19 protein-coding genes and 1 pseudogene are annotated in these 18,265 nt (G+C 55.5%); 14 read left to right on the top strand and 6 right to left on the bottom strand.

What is annotated here, in order from left to right:
• The first annotated feature begins 54 nt into the window (after positions 1-54).
• The 6 genes from QM007_RS06250 (at position 55) to QM007_RS06275 (ending at position 9,417) form a co-directional block, all read left to right on the top strand.
• Positions 55-657 (top strand): biotin transporter BioY, encoded by a 603-nt coding sequence (locus QM007_RS06250; RefSeq protein WP_283489174.1) that lies wholly within the window; start codon positions 55-57, stop codon positions 655-657.
• Between the two features lie 14 nt (positions 658-671).
• Positions 672-1,481 carry an energy-coupling factor ABC transporter ATP-binding protein gene (locus QM007_RS06255; RefSeq protein ID WP_283489175.1) on the top strand — a complete coding sequence of 270 codons (810 nt, stop codon included), beginning with the start codon at positions 672-674 and terminating at the stop codon, positions 1,479-1,481.
• On the top strand, positions 1,478-2,092 hold the full coding sequence (locus QM007_RS06260; RefSeq protein WP_283489176.1) for an energy-coupling factor transporter transmembrane component T family protein: 615 nt from the start codon (positions 1,478-1,480) through the stop codon (positions 2,090-2,092). Before QM007_RS06255 ends, QM007_RS06260 begins: the two co-directional genes overlap by 4 nt.
• 95 nt (positions 2,093-2,187) lie before the next feature.
• Positions 2,188-3,942 (top strand): ABC transporter ATP-binding protein, encoded by a 1,755-nt coding sequence (locus QM007_RS06265; RefSeq protein ID WP_283489177.1) that lies wholly within the window; start codon positions 2,188-2,190, stop codon positions 3,940-3,942.
• The gene (locus tag QM007_RS06270) at positions 3,939-5,861 is read left to right on the top strand and encodes an ABC transporter ATP-binding protein (protein WP_283489178.1); all 1,923 of its coding nucleotides are present in this window, start codon (positions 3,939-3,941) and stop codon (positions 5,859-5,861) included. Before QM007_RS06265 ends, QM007_RS06270 begins: the two co-directional genes overlap by 4 nt.
• A 178-nt stretch (positions 5,862-6,039) precedes the next feature.
• Complete coding sequence (locus tag QM007_RS06275) at positions 6,040-9,417, top strand: DEAD/DEAH box helicase family protein (protein ID WP_283489179.1); 3,378 nt, start codon at positions 6,040-6,042, stop codon at positions 9,415-9,417.
• Here QM007_RS06275 and QM007_RS06280 read toward each other — a convergent pair.
• On the bottom strand, positions 9,398-9,748 hold the full coding sequence (locus QM007_RS06280; RefSeq protein ID WP_283489180.1) for a nucleotidyltransferase family protein: 351 nt from the start codon (positions 9,746-9,748) through the stop codon (positions 9,398-9,400). The two genes, QM007_RS06275 and QM007_RS06280, sit on opposite strands and share 20 nt — an antisense overlap.
• A gap of 74 nt (positions 9,749-9,822) precedes the next feature.
• On the opposite strand from QM007_RS06280, the gene QM007_RS06285 reads away from it, so the two are divergent.
• The 4 genes and pseudogenes from QM007_RS06285 to QM007_RS06300 all read left to right on the top strand — a co-directional run bounded on the left by QM007_RS06285 (position 9,823) and on the right by QM007_RS06300 (position 13,026).
• On the top strand, positions 9,823-11,304 hold the full coding sequence (locus QM007_RS06285; protein WP_283489181.1) for a type I restriction-modification system subunit M: 1,482 nt from the start codon (positions 9,823-9,825) through the stop codon (positions 11,302-11,304).
• Positions 11,305-11,323: 19 nt separating this feature from the next.
• Positions 11,324-11,965, top strand: a pseudogene (locus QM007_RS06290) (restriction endonuclease subunit S); the annotation flags it as partial.
• A 52-nt stretch (positions 11,966-12,017) separates the two neighbouring features.
• The gene (locus QM007_RS06295; protein WP_283489182.1) at positions 12,018-12,401 is read left to right on the top strand and encodes a hypothetical protein; all 384 of its coding nucleotides are present in this window, start codon (positions 12,018-12,020) and stop codon (positions 12,399-12,401) included.
• Position 12,402: 1 nt separating this feature from the next.
• Entirely contained in the window at positions 12,403-13,026 is a 624-nt protein-coding gene (locus QM007_RS06300) for a hypothetical protein (protein ID WP_283489183.1), read from the top strand.
• Between the two features lie 226 nt (positions 13,027-13,252).
• Here the strand turns inward: QM007_RS06300 and QM007_RS06305 are convergent, their stop codons facing one another.
• The 5 genes from QM007_RS06305 to QM007_RS06325 form a co-directional block, all read right to left on the bottom strand.
• Positions 13,253-13,501, bottom strand: coding sequence for a nucleotidyltransferase family protein (locus QM007_RS06305; protein WP_349361505.1), 249 nt, complete (start codon positions 13,499-13,501; stop codon positions 13,253-13,255).
• 76 nt (positions 13,502-13,577) lie between these two features.
• Positions 13,578-14,522, bottom strand: coding sequence for an exonuclease domain-containing protein (locus tag QM007_RS06310; protein WP_283489184.1), 945 nt, complete (start codon positions 14,520-14,522; stop codon positions 13,578-13,580).
• 42 nt (positions 14,523-14,564) lie between these two features.
• Positions 14,565-14,990 (bottom strand): hypothetical protein, encoded by a 426-nt coding sequence (locus QM007_RS06315; protein ID WP_283489185.1) that lies wholly within the window; start codon positions 14,988-14,990, stop codon positions 14,565-14,567.
• Positions 14,969-15,394, bottom strand: coding sequence for a hypothetical protein (locus QM007_RS06320; protein ID WP_283489186.1), 426 nt, complete (start codon positions 15,392-15,394; stop codon positions 14,969-14,971). Before QM007_RS06320 ends, QM007_RS06315 begins: the two co-directional genes overlap by 22 nt.
• 380 nt (positions 15,395-15,774) lie before the next feature.
• Complete coding sequence (locus QM007_RS06325) at positions 15,775-16,065, bottom strand: hypothetical protein (protein WP_283489187.1); 291 nt, start codon at positions 16,063-16,065, stop codon at positions 15,775-15,777.
• Between the two features lie 389 nt (positions 16,066-16,454).
• Between QM007_RS06325 and QM007_RS06330 the strand changes: the two genes are divergently transcribed.
• The 4 genes from QM007_RS06330 to QM007_RS06345 all read left to right on the top strand — a co-directional run bounded on the left by QM007_RS06330 (position 16,455) and on the right by QM007_RS06345 (position 18,198).
• Positions 16,455-16,976 (top strand): MerR family transcriptional regulator, encoded by a 522-nt coding sequence (locus QM007_RS06330; RefSeq protein WP_283489188.1) that lies wholly within the window; start codon positions 16,455-16,457, stop codon positions 16,974-16,976.
• A 20-nt stretch (positions 16,977-16,996) separates the two neighbouring features.
• Entirely contained in the window at positions 16,997-17,248 is a 252-nt protein-coding gene (locus QM007_RS06335) for a TipAS antibiotic-recognition domain-containing protein (protein ID WP_283489189.1), read from the top strand.
• 111 nt (positions 17,249-17,359) lie between these two features.
• Complete coding sequence (locus QM007_RS06340; RefSeq protein ID WP_283489190.1) at positions 17,360-17,884, top strand: mycothiol transferase; 525 nt, start codon at positions 17,360-17,362, stop codon at positions 17,882-17,884.
• A gap of 59 nt (positions 17,885-17,943) precedes the next feature.
• Positions 17,944-18,198, top strand: a complete 255-nt coding sequence (locus QM007_RS06345; RefSeq protein ID WP_283489191.1) for a type II toxin-antitoxin system Phd/YefM family antitoxin — start codon at positions 17,944-17,946, stop codon at positions 18,196-18,198.
• The last annotated feature ends 67 nt before the right edge of the window (positions 18,199-18,265 follow it).

The following is an 18,265-nucleotide window of genomic DNA, read 5'->3' on the forward strand; positions in this document are numbered from 1 at the left end:
TAGTGTGGAGAGTATATTTTGAACAGTGTTCAAAACCTGTTTATAGTAATGGGCATGACATCTTCACAGACTTCTCCCCGCCCAGTGCGCGCCGTAGCCAACTCCGGCCGCGATCTGGCTCTCATCGCTGTGTTTGCAGCCTTCGTTGCCGTATGCGCCCTACTTCCTGCCATCCCGGTCGGCCCGGCAGCCGTACCGATTACCCTCCAGACCCTGGCGATTTATATTACAGCTCTCACCCTGGGCGGTACCCGCGCCACCCTAGCTGTTACCCTCTACGTGCTTGCTGGTCTGATTGGCCTGCCTGTTTTCTCCGGCGGACGCGGTGGCTTCGGCACCGTTGCCTCCCCCTCCTTTGGCTACCTGCTGGGCTTCATTCCCGGCGCCCTACTCACCGGCAGCCTTGCCTATGCTGCCCTGCGCCGCCGCCTAAGTGGAGCCGGCCTCTTCGGCGCTTTTGTCGTAGCCGTGCTGGCAGGTTTTGCCCTCATTCAGATTTTCGGTATTGCCGGCATGATGACCAACGCCCACCTAGAACTGGGTGCCGCTGTTGCTGCCGCCCTCATTTATGTTCCTGGCGACCTCATTAAGTGCCTAGTAGCAGTCTTCGTTGCCCTAGCCGTCCACCGGGCCTTCCCAGCCTTATCTCGCCGCTAGGTACGATAGAGCCTGTGTTTTTTTCTCGCTCTTCGCGCGCAAGTGCTGCAAGCCCGTCGGCTCGGTTTTCGGACGACGGGCTGCTTGCCACCCGCTCAGCCACCGCAACCGTTGATACCGGCACCAGTGACCGCACCCTTTTACATGACATCACCGTGGAGCTCTCTGCTCCGCGCACCGCGGTGTTGGGTCTCAACGGGTCGGGCAAATCTACTTTCTTGCGGCTTTTCAACGGTCTCTCTCCCCTGACCTCAGGCGAGGTAAGCGTTCACGGGGTGAGCGTCAGTGAGAACCTGGCCGCGGTGCGCTCGCGGGTGGGCATGCTCTTTTCAGACCCCGGCGCCCAGCTGGTGATGCCTACGGGGGTTGAAGATGTTGAGCTGTCGCTGCAGCATATTAAGGGTAAGGACGCCCGCCGTTCAGCAGCTTTGGCCGCCCTGGCGGAGCGCGGGGTTGAGCACCGGGCCTTTGACTCTGTTTATAACCTCTCAGGGGGTGAAAAACAGCTAACTGCCCTAGCTGCCGTACTCGCCGTAGACCCTAAGGTTCTACTTTTAGATGAACCCACAACGCTTTTAGACCTCAAGAATAGGTTGAGGCTATTTGACCTGCTTGACTCCATTCCCCAGCAACAGGTCATCTCCACCCACGACCTTGACCTAGCCGCCACCTGCGATGAAGCAATCATCATTCACCGCGGCTATCTCCTAGCCCACGGGCCGGCCTGTGAGGTTCTGAAAGATTACCGGCGCTGGTGCACTACAGATTTCCCCGCCATACCCGAATCAGCTGACCCCGAGCGTCCTGACGGGAGCAGGGCATGAACCTAGCCAACCAGCTCTTTGGCACCTACCAGCCCCTGAACACCCCGGTGCACCGGGCACCTCTGTGGGCTAAAGGCAGCTTCATACTGCTACTGGGCCTCTACCTCGCTGCCACAACCCACTGGGGTTTTGGGCTGGCAGCCCTCACCCTCGTGCTTGCCCTCGGAGCCTTAGCCAAGGTCCCCTGGCGCACCTGGGTACAATCCCTGGCTTCCCTTTCCTGGCTGCTGGCAATTCTGTTGGTCTACTACCTGGTAAGCAGCAAGCTAGAGTCGGGGGCGGACGTCCTGCTGACCCTGCTCACCATGATTGCAGCTTCAAAGGTGCTACTATGGTCAACTCCCTTGCCGGTCTTGATTGACGGGTTTATCTGGCTGTGTACCCCCCTGAAGTGGATGGGTGGCTCCCCTGAGCGGGTGGGGCTGGCTCTGGCCCTGATGGTGCGTTCCATTCCGGTGATTATGGAAAGCTGGCAGCTGATTCAGGCGGCGGTGGCCGCCCGCGGGATCAAGGTCGCCCAGTTCCGGCTTTTCATCCCCCTGGTGATTGCCACGGTGGCCTACGCCCACGAAACCGGCGACGCCCTGGCTGCCAGGGGCCTTGACCGATAAGGAATCTAGGCAAGCTCAGCCAAGAGGAGCATAATAGAAAGAACGAAGGTGCAGAGATGCACCTTTTTTCTTTGACGAAAACGCCCTAGGATTCCATGAAAATCAACCAACTCATTCACCGGCGAGAATGGTTACTCGTCCTGGTGGCGGTGCTGTCCATCGTGGCTCAGGTCTACCTTGACCTCAAGGTGCCCGAATACATGGAGAACATCACCCTCACCATCTCAACCCCCGGGTCCGAACTGAGGGACGTCACCTCTGACGGCACTCTCATGCTGGCAGCAGCCTTGGCCTCTATGGTCTGTGCCATTATCACCGGCTTCTGCACCGCAATTTTCGGTACCACTCTAGCCCGGCGCATGCGGGCCGGGGCCTACAACAAGACCTTTGACCTCTCCAGTGCCGAGGTGAACCACATCGGCACCGACAGCCTCATCACCCGCTCCACCAACGATGTCACCCAGGTGCAGATGTTTGTGGTCATGGGTCTGCAGATGAGCATTAAGGCCCCCATCATGGCGGTCTGGGCTAGCTCCAAAATCGCTACCCAGTCGCTGACCTGGACCATCCCTACCGGGATCGCCGTCCTCGCCACCCTGCTGGTGCTGGGCGTTGCCATGGGCCTGGCAATCCCCCGCATGATGCGCATGCAGAAAATCACCGACCGCCTCAACCGGGTGACCCGCGAGCACCTGACCGGTTTGCGCGTCATTCGGGCCTACACCACCGGGGACTTCCACGAAGAGCGCTTTGAAGAGGTCAACACCGACCTGCGCAACACCACCCTCTTCGTCAACTCCACCATGGCCTTCATCATGCCCCTGCTGACCGCCATCATGACGGGTCTGTCCCTCTCCATCTATGTGCTGGGTGCTGTGCTGATTGACGGTACCGCCGACCTGACCGAGCGCGTCACCCTCTTTGGGCAGATGGTGGTCTTCTCCACCTATGCCCTGCAGGTGGTGACCAGCTTCATGATGATGACGGTTATCTTCGTTATGGGCCCGCGAGCCCTGGTTGCCTGGCGTCGTATCCGTGAGGTGCTCTCCACCAAGCCTGCGATTGCGGACGGCGGTGCGAGCGCCGGGGCTGCCCCGGCAGGTTCCCTGGAGTTTAGGGACGTGTCCTTCCGCTACCCCGAGGCTGACGGGGACGCCCTGCATTCGATTTCCTTTACGGCTGACCCGGGTGAGACCGTGGCGATTATCGGCTCGACCGGCTCGGGCAAGTCGACCCTGGTGAATCTGATTCCGCGTTTTGCCGATGTGCGCGAGGGGTCGGTGCTGGTGGACGGCGTTGATGTGCGCGACTGGAACCAGAAGGACCTGCGCGACCGCCTGGCCTATGTGCCCCAAAAGAGTGTGCTCTTCTCTGGCTCGGTGGCCTCGAACCTGGCCCTGGGTGAGGGCCTGCACCCGGTAACCCCCGAGGACGTGGTGGCGGCGGCTCACGCTGCTGCGGCAGCTGAGTTCGTGGGGAAGAAAGAGGACGGCTACGCCTCGGCGGTTGCCCAGAACGGCAAGAACTTCTCGGGCGGCCAGCGGCAGCGCCTATCGATGGCCCGGGCCTTTGCCCGCGGCGGGGAGATCATGATTTTCGATGACTCCTTCTCAGCCCTGGACTATAGGACCGAGCGGGATATCCGCAGCCAGCTCAAGAACTCCGCCAAGGGGGCAACCATTGTGGTGGTGGCCCAGCGTATCGGTACGGTACGGGAGGCCGACAAGATTCTGGTGCTTGATAAGGGCCGCCTGGTTGGCTCTGGCACCCACGAAGAACTGCTGGCTACCAACGAGGTCTACCAGGATATTGCCCTGTCCCAGCTCTCTGAGGAGGAACTTCGCTCATGAGCCAGTCACCAGTCTTTACCCCCGAAGAGCTAGAATCAGCCCGCCGGGGCCTAGAGTCTGCCAAGAAGCTGCGCGATAGCCAGCTCAAAAGCGAGAAGGCAGGACGCCCCGGAGGTCACGGCGGGCCTGGCGGCCCGCCGCGCGCACCTATGCCGGGGCAGGCGTCCGCCCCCTTTAAGCAGACTATGGGCAAGCTCCTGGCCTACCTGCGCCCGGTGCTGCCGGGCATGGTGATCGCTATTGTCGCTGCCGTCATCGGGGTGATTCTCACCATTGTTGCCCCGCAGTTCCTTTCGGCGATCACCGATGAGATTCAGAAGGGCTTCACCGGCCAACTGGACATGGGTGAAATCTACCGCCTGATGTGGATCTCCATCGGCATGTTGGTGGCCTCCCTGCTCTTGAGCCTGGTGGAGGGGCAGATTATGGCCCGCTCGACCGTCTGGGTATCGCGCTCCATGCGCCACGATTTGGACCGCAAAATTGACCGGCTCCCCCTGGCCTACATGGATAGGGGCTCAACCGGCGATACCCTCTCGCGCGTGACCAACGATGTGGACACCCTGCAGCAGACCCTCAACAACTCCCTGGCCACCACCGTCACCGGCGTGGTCACCCTGGTCGGTTCAGCGGTCATGATGTTTGTGACCGACTGGCGCATGGCCCTCACCGCTATAGTCTCTTCTCTGCTAGGCGTAGTTGCCTCTGGCTTCGTGCTCTCTCGCAGCCAGAAGTACTTCGTGGCCCAGCAGCAGCTCCTCGGTAAGCTCAACGGCCACATCGAAGAGACCTTCTCGGGCCACTCCATGATTCGCGCCTACAACGGCGAAACCGCCGCCCGCGCCGAATTTGCTAACCGCAACAGCGACCTCTACAAGGTGGCCTGGAAGTCCATGTTCTTCTCGGGCCTCATGTTCCCCCTCATGGGATTCATCGGCAACCTGGGCTACGTGGTGGTCTGCGTGGTTGGTGCAGCCCTGGTGCTGAACAACACCATCACCTTCGGCGTCATCGTCGCCTTCATCGTCTACGTCCGCCTCTTCACCAACCCCCTGGGCCAGCTGGCCCAGTCGGCTACCTCCCTGCAGTCGGCGGCAGCTGCGGGCGCTCGCGTCTTTGAGTTCTTGGAGGCCGAGGAGCTGGCGGACGAGTCCACCAAGAGCACTCCCCTGCCCCAGCCCGTGCGCGGCGCTGTGGACTTTGAGGACGTGCGGTTCAGCTACGAGCCGGGCAAGGAGATTATCCACGGCTTTACCGCCTCGGTAGCCCCCGGCCAGAAGGTGGCGATTGTGGGCCCGACCGGGGCCGGTAAGACCACCCTGGTCAACCTGCTCATGCGTTTCTACGAGCTCGATTCGGGGCAGATTCGCATCGACGGGGTGCCCACCACCGACCTGACCCGTGAGCAGGTTGATTCCCTCTTTGCCATGGTGCTGCAAGATACCTGGCTCTTTGAGGGTACCCTGCGTGAGAACGTGGTGTACGGGGCTGGTGAGGTCAGCCAGGAGCGCCTGGATGAGGTCATGGCCTCGGTTGGTCTGGACGAGCTGATTACCCAGCTGCACGATGGCTACGACACGGTACTGACCGACCAGACCCAGCTTTCTGCCGGGCAGAAGCAGCTGGTTACGATTGCCCGCGCCATGGTGGCCCAGAAACCCCTACTGATTCTGGATGAGGCGACCTCGTCGGTCGATACCCGCACCGAGCTGCTGATTGCCCGTGCCCTGGGGCAGCTGGCAGTGGGCAAGACCTCCTTTGTGATTGCCCACCGTCTCTCTACCATCCGGGATGCCGACGTCATTTTTGCTATGCGCGACGGCGACATAGTGGAATCCGGCTCCCACGCTGAGCTGCTGGAGCGCGGTGGCTTCTACGCCGAGCTCTACAACTCGCAGTTCGCAGGGGCGGACGAGTAGGGAGGGCGGAGCAGACTCCCGCTCGCTACCGCCCGCCCCCTCCAAGGGGACCTGATTTCCACAAAGGGGACCGCATAATGTGCGGTCCCTTTGAGGTTTTGAGGTCCCCTTCCAAGTGCTGACCAGGCTAAAATATGTGTGATTGCACCTACACCTTCTCGCACAGTCACGAGGCGCTATGTCTAACTTTGCTTTTGTTTACCAGGCTTTGCCGGAGCTCTACCAGGATTGCGCCAAGGCTGAGGGTTATTTGGTGACGGACGCGCCCACCGCCTGCTTCTACGCCCGGCGGGCTATCGAGGGTTTGGTTGAGCATATCTACCGGGTGCGGGGTATCTATCGCCCGGAGCAGGCCACGCTGGCGACTTTGACCAGCAATGAGGCTTTCTCGGTATTTCTCGATAATGATAAGCGCCTGAAGTTCAAGACTATCCGCCACCTGGGAAACGATGCGGCCCATAACTCCCGGAAGGTCCTTTCTGGGCGGGATGCCGAGCGGGCGGTGACCGACCTGTATCACCTGATGGTCTGGGGTGTGTACAACCATTCGGCAAACCCAGCCCTTGCTCCTCTGGGCAAGGCTTTTGACCACCAGTTAATCCCTACGCTACGCCGCCAGGCAGAGCAGCGAGCCCTGACCCAGCAGCGCATGGCTGAGGCTGAGGCCGAGCGCACGGCTGAGCTGGAGAGACTGGCTGTTGAGCACCAGGCGCGGGTTGACGCTATGGACGCCGAGCTAGAGCGTCTTCGCGCCCAGCTAGCTGAAGCCCAGGCTGCTAGACCTCTGCCCGACACCCATGACTATAACGAGGCTGAAACCCGCGACTACTTCATCGACCTGCTCCTGGGTGAGGCTGGCTGGCCCCTTGCCAATACGCGGGACCGCGAGTACCCGGTGACGGGCCTGCCCACACCCAGCGGGTCGGGCCGGGTTGATTACGTGCTGTGGGGTAGGGACGGCCGCCCCCTCGGCTTGGTTGAGGCCAAGCAGGCCCGGGAGTCGGTGGATGTTGGCCGCGACCAGGCAAAGGCCTATGCGGACGCGCTCCAGGCGGCGACCGGCGTCCGCCCGGTTATTTTCTATACCAACGGCTATACCCACTATCTGTGGGATGACGCTGCCGGTTACCCGCCGCGTGAGGTGCAGGGTTTCCTCACCGAGGATGAGCTGGCCCTCATGATTGAGCGCAGGACCAGCCGCCAGCAGTTGAGCGGGCAGCAGGTGAATACTGAGATTGCTGGGCGCGATTATCAGCTGCGGGCTGTTGCTTCGGTGGCTGAGGCTTTTGATGCCCGGCGTCGTAAGGCCCTACTGGTGATGGCGACCGGTTCGGGTAAGACCCGCACAACCATCGCCCTGGTGGACCTGCTTTCACGCGCCGGGTGGGTCAAGCGCGTCCTGTTCCTGGCTGACCGCACCGCCCTAGTAAATCAGGCGGTCAAGGCTTTCAAGGCCCACCTGCCGAACCTGGCTACGGTGAATCTGGTGGAAGATAAGCAGGCCAATGGCCGAGTCTATGCCAGCACCTACCCCACCATGCTGAACATCATTAACCGCACCCGGGCTGAGGGCGAAGCCACCCTGCGCGAATTCGGCCCCGGCTATTTTGACCTGATTGTGGTCGATGAGGCCCACCGGTCAGTTTATGCCAAGTACAAGGCAATCTTTGAGTACTTTGACGCCCTGCTGGTGGGGCTCACCGCTACCCCTAAAGACGAGGTTGATTTCAACACCTATGCCCTCTTTGACCTAGAAGCCGGTGTGCCTACCGACGCCTATACTCTCGATCAGGCGGTGAGCGATGGTTACCTGGTTCCTGCCCGGGGCTTTAGTGTGGGTACCCGTTTCTTGCGCGAAGGTATCCGCTACGACCAGCTCAGTGAGGCGGAGCAGGAGCAGTGGGAGTCTGCTGACTGGGGCGATGCTGTGCCCGATGAGATTACCAGCGAGGCCCTGAACCGCTTTCTGTTCAATGCTGATACGGTCGATAAGGTACTGACCACGCTCATGGAGCACGGCTACCGGGTAGCTGACGGTGAGTTGCTGGGCAAGACCATCATTTTCGCCAAGAACCAGGCCCACGCTGATTTTATCTATGAGCGGTTTAACGTGCTGTTCCCCGGTTACGGCGGCTCGTATGCCCAGGTGATTACTAACCGCACGTATGCGGCGGAGTCAGCGATTGAGAGGTTCTCTGAGCCGGAGTCTCTGCCCCGCATTGCTATTAGCGTGGATATGCTCGATACCGGCATCGATGTGCCCGAGATTCTGAACCTGGTCTTTTTCAAGCTGGTACGGGCGAAGACCAAGTTCTGGCAGATGTTGGGGCGCGGTACCCGCCTGGCTCCCGATGTTTTTGGCCCCGGGGCCGATAAGACGGACTTCTTGGTCTTCGATTTCTGCCAGAACCTGGAGTATTTCAGCCAGGATCTGCCCGGCTCTGAAGGCCAGCTGGCTAAGCCTGTCTCCCAGCGGGTCTTTGAAACCCGGGTGAGGCTGGCCCGGGCTCTGGTAGGCTCCGGCACCGTGAGCGCTGGGGACGATTACGCGGTGGCTGTGCGCTCTGACCTGGCTGCCTTTGTGGGCAGGTTCGATATGGGCAATGTGCTGGTGCGCCCCCACCGGGCTGCGGTGGAGCGTTTTGCGTCCGCGGACGCCTGGGCGCAGCTTTCTGAGGCAGAGGCCGAGCTGGCGCTGAGCTTGGGGGCTGTTGCCTCAACTGTGTATGTTGATGGGACCCTGGAGGCCAAGCAGTTTGACCTGCTCATGCTCGGGGCCCAGCTCTCTGCCCTCACCGGTGATTCTGCCGCCCTGGCCCGCACCAAAGAGGTGGCCCAGACTCTCGCCGAGGACCTACTGGCTAAGGCAGCGGTACCTGCCATCGCGGCCGTCCTGCCCCACCTGGAGCAGCTGGCCGCAGATGACTGGTGGGAGGATGTCTCCCCTGCCCTGCTGGAGTTCATGCGTAAGAAGCTGCGCGGTGTCACCCACCTGCTTGATAAGGGTCAGAAGAAGATTGTCTACACCAATTTTCAGGACGAGCTCATCGACCCGGTTGAGGTCGAGGTGGTACGTACCCAGGTGGGTATGAACCAGGAGCGGTTTGAGCAGAAAATGCAGGAGTACCTGCGCGAACACCTGGATTCAGTTGCTGTGCAGAAGGTTCTTCGCGGCAAGCAGCTGACGGACGAGGATTTTGCGGCTCTGGCTGATTTGATTGATGCTTCGGGTATTGGCGGGCCCGCAAATGTGCAGGTGGCGCGGGAGTCCGGGGGTCTGGGTGTGTTTGTGCGCTCGCTGGTGGGCTTGAGCCGGGACGAGGCCCGGGCGGCTTTTGCGGTCTTTTTGGATGAGTCGCGGTATTCTGCGACGCAGATTCGGTTTGTGCAGCGCATTGTGGATGAGCTGAGTGAGAACGGCACGGTTGATCCGTCGCGTCTCTATGAGGACCCCTATGTGAGTTTGGGTGACCCGCTTGAAATGTTTGGGGACGATGATGCCTTTGAGATTGTTTCGATTCTCAACCGAATCAAGGCTACGGCGGAGGTGGCTTAAGGGAAATCTTTGGGCAGATGGTGACTAGGTCTTTCTTGGCTTCTGCTGAGATTTTCTCTCGCACAACTGTGGAGGTAACAACGTCTACCCTGACGCCTAAGAGCCGTCTGAGTGATTCTGAAATTCCAGCGAGTTTCATGATGGTTGCGCCTTTGGTGTCGTCAATGTCGACCATGATGTCGATGTCGCTCTGTGCATGGGCGTCCCCGCGTGCGACTGAACCGAAAAGCCTGGGGTTGGTGGCTCCATACTTGCGGAAGATTGCGCCGATAGCGTCGCTGTTATCAGCAATGAGTTTCTGTAGTCTCAGTGAGTCTGCGCTGGCTGTCATGTTCCCTAGTCTACGCAAGGTTTTCTTCCCTGGGTAGAGGCCGCCCAGAGGCATGACCCCATATACTTAGAGCTATGGCTATTGCAATCTCGGGCGAGACTAAATCGCGTATTGATCGTATTTGGAATGATTTTTGGTCGGGTGGTATTTCTAACCCGCTAGAGGTTATTGAGCAGATGACCTATCTGCTGTTTATTCGTCGTTTGGATGATGCGCAGACTCGTGCTGAGAAGAAGGCTCGGCTGACTGGCCGCCCGGTGGAAAACCCGGTGTTTGGTGAGGGTCAGGAGCTGTTGCGGTGGCAGAATTTTAAGAATCAGGACCCGCAGGTCATGTTTGACCTGATGAATTCTGGGATTTTCCCCTTTTTACGAAACTTGGGGAGCCAGGTGGGTGGCGAGGCGTCCACTTATTCGCAGCATATGAAGGACGCTACTTTCCGTATTCCCTCCCCTGCCTTGTTGGCTAAGGTTGTTGACCAGTTAGACGCGATTGCTCTCGATGATCTTGATACGAGTGGTGACTTGTATGAGTACATGCTGTCGAAATTGGCTACGTCGGGTACTAATGGCCAGTTCCGCACTCCGCGTCACATTATTGAGTTGATGGTGGCGATGATGGCTCCTGATGTTGAGGATGTCATTGTGGATCCTGCTTGCGGTACGGCTGGTTTTTTGGTGGCGGCTGCTGAGTGGGTGCGTGAGAATCGTGACCCGTTTACGAGTGCGAAGCACCGGGAGCATTTCCATGGGGGTATGTTCCACGGGTATGACTTTGATTCGACCATGTTGCGTATTGGGTCGATGAATATGATGTTGCACGGGGTGAATAACCCTGATATTCGCTACCGTGATTCTTTGAGTGAGGGTGCTAGCGAGGACGCCGAGAAGTATTCCTTGATTCTGGCGAATCCGCCGTTTGCGGGGAGCTTGGATTATGAGGCGACGAGTCAGGATTTGTTGAAGGTCGCTAAGACGAAGAAGACTGAGCTGTTGTTTTTGGCTCTGTTTTTGAAGTTGTTGAAGCCTGGTGGGCGGGCTGCGGTGATTGTGCCGGATGGTGTTTTGTTTGGGTCGTCGAAGGCGCATAAGGACGTTCGCCGCGCCTTGGTTGAGGACCAGAAGCTGGATGCTGTGGTGAAGTTGCCTTCGGGTGTCTTTAAGCCCTATGCGGGTGTATCGACTGCGATTTTGTTTTTTACGAAGACGAATTCGGGTGGCACTGATGAGGTGTGGTTCTTTGATGTTGAGGCTGATGGGTTCAGCTTGGATGATAAGCGTAACCCCGTTGAGGCTAATGACCTGCCGGAGGTTTTGAAGCGCTGGGCTAACCGTGATGGGGCTGAGCGTGAGCGGGCCCGCACGGAGAAGTCTTTTACTGTTCCGAAGAGTGAGATTGTGGAGCAGGGCTATGACCTCTCCATCAACCGCTATAAGGAGCTGGTTTTTGAAGAGGTGGCCTACCGCTCCCCTGAGGAGATTATTGCGGAGCTGGAACAGACCCAGCGCGAAATTGGCGAGCACATCGAGCAGCTGAAGAAGGTGATGGGGCTGTGAGCGAGACAAGACGGTCAGGCTCGGCGATGTCTGCCAGGTTGTGTCTGGTGCTACCCCTAAAACTTCAGTTAAAGAGTATTGGGATGGGGATATAAATTGGGTAACCCCTGCTGATTTAAGTAAGCTTTCAGGCGCATATATCTCTGAGACTCCACGAAAAATTACCGAAGCTGGTTTCAATAGCTGTGCTACAAACTTGCTTCCAGAGAACTCTGTGTTATTGAGTTCAAGAGCCCCCATCGGTCACGTTGCTATCAATACTGTTCCGATGGCAACTAACCAGGGTTTTAAAAGCCTGATTCCTGGTGACCAGATTTTGCCAAAATTTTTGTATTACTGGCTTATGGACCATAAAGAGTATCTACAATCTCTTGGGGTAGGTGCGACGTTCAAGGAGCTATCCAAAAAGACAGTGGAGAATATTAAGCTCGACCTTCCTCCCCTGGAAGAGCAGGTAAAGCAAGTTGAGATACGCGACCTTCAGTCAATGATTGCTCAGAAGCGTGAGCGCCAGCAGGAGCTTTTCGAGGAATTTGAACGGGCAAGATTTATTGAAGAATTTGGGAACCCTATAACGAACCCCAAGGGTTTACCTATGGTGCGACTTGATGATATTGCAACTATTACAAAGCAATGCTTCCACCGATTTAAAAAAGGTTGACCTGAGATTCACATTTGATCGCACAAACTCTTTATCTATTAAGAGTGAAATTATGAATAAAATAGCTTTCTGGAATAATTCTCAAAATAGAGATGAACAGGCTTTCAACGATATGAAGACAATAATATTCAGACCAATCAATGATAGTGAAACACCCCTGGATAGTTTCTCCAGTCTTGAAGAAGTCAGATTTAAATTTAATCAAAAGTATTTCTCAGTCGACGAACTTCTTGGAAAAACATTTTCCTACCCTCTTGATACAGACCACCCTACAGAGGCCAGCTGGCTGCATCAAATTACACCTAAATTGCAGGAACTATCAAGTTCGAATGAAATAAATCTGTCGAGGTGGAATATTGACGATCTCAGATCGGATTTATCAGAAATAGGCCCAATTGAACCTGAGCAGATAAACGAAATTTCTAGAGGTGCATAGAATGCTCTGCATTGACTCAAGGCTAAAGGTATTTAATATATTAAAAACAAGTTTTACATCAATACAAGATCTTCGCCCAGGCAGGAAAAATTATAGACTAGCGTCCAGATGGGTAATTATATTATTACCGATATTCTCTCTAATTATATCCTTGCTTTTGATGTTTTCTCTAGATAAAAGGCCGAGCCTTGAGGATTCATTTATTATGATATTTACCCTCCTGGCGACTGCACTTCTCGCAGTTTTTGGAGTTATATCTAACTGGCGACAACAGCTCTCGAAAAATTTAATGAAGGATAAGAATTTAGTAGATATCATTGATGAAGTTGTGAACCATGCGATTGCTACATCTTTTATGTCAACGATGGGTGTTGCACTTGCAGTTTTTACTAAATTATTCCCTGATGATGAAAGTTCTCAGGCATTAAAATTCATCGGCAATATAACCTTATCCTTGACGATTTCAATTTTTATATATGTTTTGATTTTGTTTAGCATTTCCCTGGTTCAGTTAAGCAACTCTTACCAGCATATGACATCAAAAATTGATATTTTTAACATGAATAGCAATCAGAGCTCCAGCGGAAATGTTGCAAGATTTAAAAAGAAAGAAACAGATAAATAGACTAATCGTAGGGTTATTCATGCGATGATAAGCTAACTAGCTCACAGCAAATTTACTGGATTGATAAAGGTTTGCGTGGGGAGCAACAATTTCTACCCATAGTAGAAATGGAAACTGATGTAAGTCTAGCGAACTATGTGGGAACTCGAGCCTGCGGAGTTCTGAGCCTGGCATACTCTTATGAGTAAACCTCTATGCCCAGTTCCTCAGCAGAGCCCAAGACCTCTTACGCCAGAAGCGGGTGGACGTACTTCCGGGCCACCAAATCAACCTTGCCCCCAAACACCTCCCCCAAGGCTGTAGCCAGGTCATCAATGTCCCAGCTCATGCGTCTACCAGGTTTCATGGTGTAATGGATGTCTATGTCGCTAGCGTCCGTAGCAAGTCCCTTAGCCACAGACCCAAAAACCTCAAGCCTAGCTACACCGTACTGTTCACACAGCCCGCTGATTCGTTCCTGCTCAAGATGTGAGATAGCTTCATATACCTCACCCTACAAGAGGCTCCCCACAGCAAAACTAGGGTTCTGTAAACGGTCTACAGGCCTCAAGCTAGTTTTCGCTTAACAGTGCCAACAAATCAGGCTCCCCAATCACTGCGATCCGCTGACCAGCTTCAATCAAAGAAATAGCCTTAAGTTCCTTACGGTTTTCACCCAACAAAGGCGGCATGCTTTCCTCAGCCCCGGCACCAATCACCAAGACAGTGGTTTTCTTCGTCACCGATTTAGCAATAAGACCACCAGCAGCCTCAATTGCAGCCCAACATTCCTCACGGGTCATAGCGTCAAGCCCACCAGTCAAGGTAAAAGTTTCCCCTGCGATTCCCTCCGGCGCAGGAGCCACCGGAACAACAGACGGAACGTTATTTCGTCGTACCTTACGAGGCACCGGAACGCGGTCAGTACGAATCATGCCTGAACTAGTTGGTCCGCCCCAAGCGCCCTCAACCGAAGAAGCACCTACAAGTTCAACCAACCGCAAAGCAACCAAAGCTGCCATCAAGGAATCCTCACCAGCATCATGGTGATGAAGTTGCTCCAGGCCAAAAAATTCAGCAAGAACATCAAGACGGTGCTCTTCCAAACCTTCAAGTACACCAGTCTTACTCAACCTACGAGACAAGCTCAATGTGCAATAAAAATCAGGAGCTAACTCATCAATACCAGCAACCTTATTGGCATGATTCCACACAGACCGGTCAAAGCCTGAATTATGGGCAACCACCGGCAAATCACCAATGATCTCCTTCATCTTCTGACTGGTCTCAACCCATCCCAGACCATCAGCTTCAACCATCTGCGGGGTAATACCGTGAATACTCACATTCAAGGGGTGAAAATCAGCAACAGACTCATGAGGCTTCACCAGCCAAGAAAGAGTCTCTACAACCTGGCCCTTCCTCACCACCGTCAGGCCTACCGCACAAGCCGAAGCCCGGCTCGCATTAGCAGTTTCAAAATCAAGGGCTACAAAATCAACAAGAGAGGCAACCACGGTAAACAGTTCTACTTTCTCAAACAGGGTGTAAAAGCGGATTTATGCCACCGTCAAGGTAGCTAAAGAGTTGATTCTCGCCGAAAATTCAGAACCAGTTACAGCGAAACTCTGACCGGGATTTTCTTCCATAGACTTCATCCATTCCGAAGTCGTCACTTCCGAAGAAATATCTGTGAAAGAATCAAGCTTAGCTTCCTGACTGGACCACAGCAGGTTTCGCGCTACTAGCTTGTCCCCGTCGTTAGTTACCAACACTACGACAGGTACATGTAGCCGCTCTATCCGGTGAAAAGTCAGAACAGCTGGCTCTTCGCTTGCAGCAGGAACCACAACCAGTTCCGCCTGCTCAGGGGAGCCCTCCATAAGAGCTTCAACAAATGTCTTACCTTCAGCAGTCATCCTAGCTACCCTGCTGAATGACGCTGCCAGTTGGGCCCTCTTCATCAATACTTTTTCGGATGCCATTCCTGCCACCTTTCAAACGCACCGCCGATGATGTAGGTACATGCTTCATCATACGCCTCCTGGCTATCTTGAGCACTGTGCAACTCTCTGATGCCACGAGCGGGTAACTTCTTTTTCGGCCTCAGGTAATCGCCAACATGATAGTGAAAATTTTCGTGTGCTGAACAGGCTCGAATAACATCAACTACGGCTTTCAGCGGAGAGTGATAAGCCAGTAGCCCAACACTGAAATTTACGACCAAAGGATTCTCCCTAGAAAATGAAGCGCAAGTAATATGCCTATCGATTGCTTCCAGCTGCCGCAACTCATCTAAGTGATACCTAATCGCTGGGGTAGTCTCCACACAATCATCACACCGACTATGAAACTTTGTACCTGGAGTAAGATTCTGATGACCTGCCATTTTGCACCACCTCTCGAATACATCTTCGATTATCATAGCAATATTAGACAGGCTTGTTCATTCGCTAGCGATGACTAAAGCAATTAGTTTTTCAAGGAACCTCTACGTTCACAGGCTCAATCAATAACTCTGCCTCTACCTGATCCATCCCAGCAGCAAGCGCAGTTGCGGACTCAAACCAGCTCGTTACCCCTATTAGCAAAGTCTTTGGCTGGTTGGTAGCAAAAGCAGCTCGGGCCGTATCTATTAGTTCACGGGTACAAAGCTCACGGTCCTCAGCATTGAGCGCTAGGCCAGGGGAAAACAGTGGCCATACGCTCAGCCGGTAAACCACCCTCAAGTGTTGTGGTAGAAATAATCTGACAGATTGGGGGTGCGGCTCATCGCACTACCCGCAGGGCCGGGCGTCCGCTTACACTATGCTTTTCGCTCTTGCCCTCCCTCTGCACCAGGCGCAGACGAGTACTAAACGTCAAGGTCAGCACATCATCAACCGGCACCGCAAGATCAGCAGCAATACGCTCGGCCGTCACAGCACCGATTTTATCTGCAGCGAATACCTGCGAGAAAAGCCTGGACTGCTCAAACACTCCCATACCCTCAGGCTCGCCGTCCCTATACCCCCGGCGTGTTAGCTCAATACACACCTTGCGGTAAATCCAATCAGTCATCCGCCCAGCCTTATGCAAAGAAGTTACCAAAGCAAAGGCAGATACCTGAAAAATGTATTTAGCCTCTACAAGATCATTTACCGAGGCATTCTGAGGGAGAAAGCATCGACCTGCATGGCAGCGTCTGGAAGCACCATCACACTAATACCCCGCGACTCGCATAACTGCACCACATTCGGTAAGGGCTTAGTACCTAGCCCCCACTCTTCACGAAGCAATTGAGCAGCTACCCTTGGGGCTATTCCCTCGAATGAGGGCACGGCAATTGAAGGTAGGGTGAACTTATCCTCCACCCACTGCATGACCTCAATACCGGTAACGCCCACTGCTGCAGCCGCAGTTCTCATCTTGTTTGACCCTCACGCCACGTTAGACCCCACAATGGAAACATGAAGGATCAAGAAACCCTATACACGGTAGGGGAAGTAGCACAGGCGCTCGGTGTCACGGTGCGAACCCTGCACCACTGGGAATCCCTCGGGCTCGTTGCCCCTGCTGAGCGTACCTGGTCGAATTATCGGCTTTACGCTCCCAACGATATTGCGACCCTGCAAAGGATCCTCATCTACCGAGCAACCGGCATGAAACTCACCGACATTAAAGATGCCCTGGCCAGTAGCTCAACCAGTATGGAGCACCTCCGCAGGCAACGCCAGGCTCTCATGGACCAGCAACAGCAGCTTTCAGCTATGGTCGCTGCTATCGACACCCTCATGGAGAACGAAATGACGAACAAGAAACTCACCCTCACCGACATCGGTGAAATCCTTGGCAATGCCAACTTCGCCGGCTACCAGGCCGAAGCTGAGGAACGCTACGCCGGTACGGACGACTGGGCTATCAGCCAGCAGCGCACCGCCACCTGGAATCATGAGGACTGGGCAGGTACAAGAATCGCGCTGCTGAGATAGACGGAAAACTAGCGGACGCCGTGCGCCGCAGCCTACCAATAGACAGCACCGAGGCGGGCGAGCTCGTCCGCGCCCACCGTCAGCTGCTGAGCGAGTTCTTCCCCGTCACCCCCGCCAAGCACTACCTTATCTCTCGCGGTTACGTTACGGATGAGCGGTTCACCAGCTACTACGAGTCCCAGCAGCCGGGCCTGGCTCAGTGGCTGGCCGACGCCATCGAAGCCGAGTCCCAACGGGTCGGAGTGGACCTGGCTAACCCCACCTGGGACTAACAAACATCTCGCCCCCTAACCGAGCGTGCGTCATATCGCTGAGCGTGCACCGACCGTGCGCACGCTCGGCGATGTGGTGCACGCTCGTTGTACCGCCGGTACACTGACCCTATGAAAATTCCCTTTACAGACCCGCCCCTGACCGGCTCCGAAAAAGAGCTGGTGCTCGGTTATATCCGTTTTCAGCAGGAGGTATTCCTGCGCAAACTCCAGGGCGCGGACGGCACCTGGCTGGGTGAGAGCGTCCTTGCAACTCCCTTGCACCCCACCAACATGACTCTAGCCGGTATGGCTGGGCACCTCTGGTTCGTTGAGGACTACTGGCGGGAAGAAATCCTACTCGGTCGTAGCCTACCTGAGCCATGGGCGTCTTTCGATTGGGAGCAGGATGCGGACGCCGACTGGCACCTGCCCCTTCCCCTGCCTCAGGTTCTAGAGAACCTACAGGCCAGCATGGAAGCTACACGGGAACTGCTAGCTGAACGCAACTGGGATGACCTCAGCGAAGGTGCCCTGAAAGATGGCACCCGCTTTAGCTACCGCTGGGTCGCCCTGCACCTCATTGAAGAGTGGGGCAGGCATCTGGGCCATGCCGACCTGCTCCGAGAGAATATTGACGGAGAAACCGGCGACTAAGTTGAAAAATAATCTGCTCAGCCATAGCCCTAACCCTGTACATAATGTACATTTAGTACATGACAACGACTACCGGAACAGCAGAATTTCGCCAGAACCTCGGCCACTACTTTGACGAAGTGCAGCGAGAGCCCGTTGCTATCGAAAGCAGAGGCCGCCGCCGAGCCGTCCTTGTCTCCCCCGTCTTTTTCGATCAAGCGCTCGAAGCACTTGAAGACAAACTTGATACTGCTAAAGCCCGTCAAGCTCGCCAAGCAGCAGACGAAATCCCCTTTGACCAGCTCATGGATGAGCTCGGCATCAAGCTCTCATGACAGCTAACTACAAGGACGGCTCATCATCTTGGTTCTAACAATCGGTCACCGGCGAGAAGTCTATAAA

The sequence above is a fragment of the Rothia sp. SD9660Na genome (assembly GCF_030064065.1).
Classification (GTDB): domain Bacteria; phylum Actinomycetota; class Actinomycetes; order Actinomycetales; family Micrococcaceae; genus Rothia.

Bases quoted from the DNA above. Each gene is read 5' to 3' on its own strand.
- QM007_RS06250 (WP_283489174.1), top strand. From the start codon at position 55: ATGACATCTTCACAGACTTCTCCCCGCCCAGTGCGCGCCGTAGCCAAC.
- QM007_RS06260 (WP_283489176.1), top strand. From the start codon at position 1,478: ATGAACCTAGCCAACCAGCTCTTTGGCACCTACCAGCCCCTGAACACC.
- QM007_RS06265 (WP_283489177.1), top strand. From the start codon at position 2,188: ATGAAAATCAACCAACTCATTCACCGGCGAGAATGGTTACTCGTCCTG.
- QM007_RS06270 (WP_283489178.1), top strand. From the start codon at position 3,939: ATGAGCCAGTCACCAGTCTTTACCCCCGAAGAGCTAGAATCAGCCCGC.
- QM007_RS06275 (WP_283489179.1), top strand. From the start codon at position 6,040: ATGTCTAACTTTGCTTTTGTTTACCAGGCTTTGCCGGAGCTCTACCAG.
- QM007_RS06280 (WP_283489180.1), bottom strand. From the start codon at position 9,748: ATGACAGCCAGCGCAGACTCACTGAGACTACAGAAACTCATTGCTGAT.
- QM007_RS06285 (WP_283489181.1), top strand. From the start codon at position 9,823: ATGGCTATTGCAATCTCGGGCGAGACTAAATCGCGTATTGATCGTATT.
- QM007_RS06295 (WP_283489182.1), top strand. From the start codon at position 12,018: ATGAATAAAATAGCTTTCTGGAATAATTCTCAAAATAGAGATGAACAG.
- QM007_RS06300 (WP_283489183.1), top strand. From the start codon at position 12,403: ATGCTCTGCATTGACTCAAGGCTAAAGGTATTTAATATATTAAAAACA.
- QM007_RS06315 (WP_283489185.1), bottom strand. From the start codon at position 14,990: ATGGCATCCGAAAAAGTATTGATGAAGAGGGCCCAACTGGCAGCGTCA.
- QM007_RS06320 (WP_283489186.1), bottom strand. From the start codon at position 15,394: ATGGCAGGTCATCAGAATCTTACTCCAGGTACAAAGTTTCATAGTCGG.
- QM007_RS06325 (WP_283489187.1), bottom strand. From the start codon at position 16,065: ATGACTGATTGGATTTACCGCAAGGTGTGTATTGAGCTAACACGCCGG.
- QM007_RS06330 (WP_283489188.1), top strand. From the start codon at position 16,455: ATGAAGGATCAAGAAACCCTATACACGGTAGGGGAAGTAGCACAGGCG.
- QM007_RS06340 (WP_283489190.1), top strand. From the start codon at position 17,360: ATGAAAATTCCCTTTACAGACCCGCCCCTGACCGGCTCCGAAAAAGAG.
- QM007_RS06345 (WP_283489191.1), top strand. From the start codon at position 17,944: ATGACAACGACTACCGGAACAGCAGAATTTCGCCAGAACCTCGGCCAC.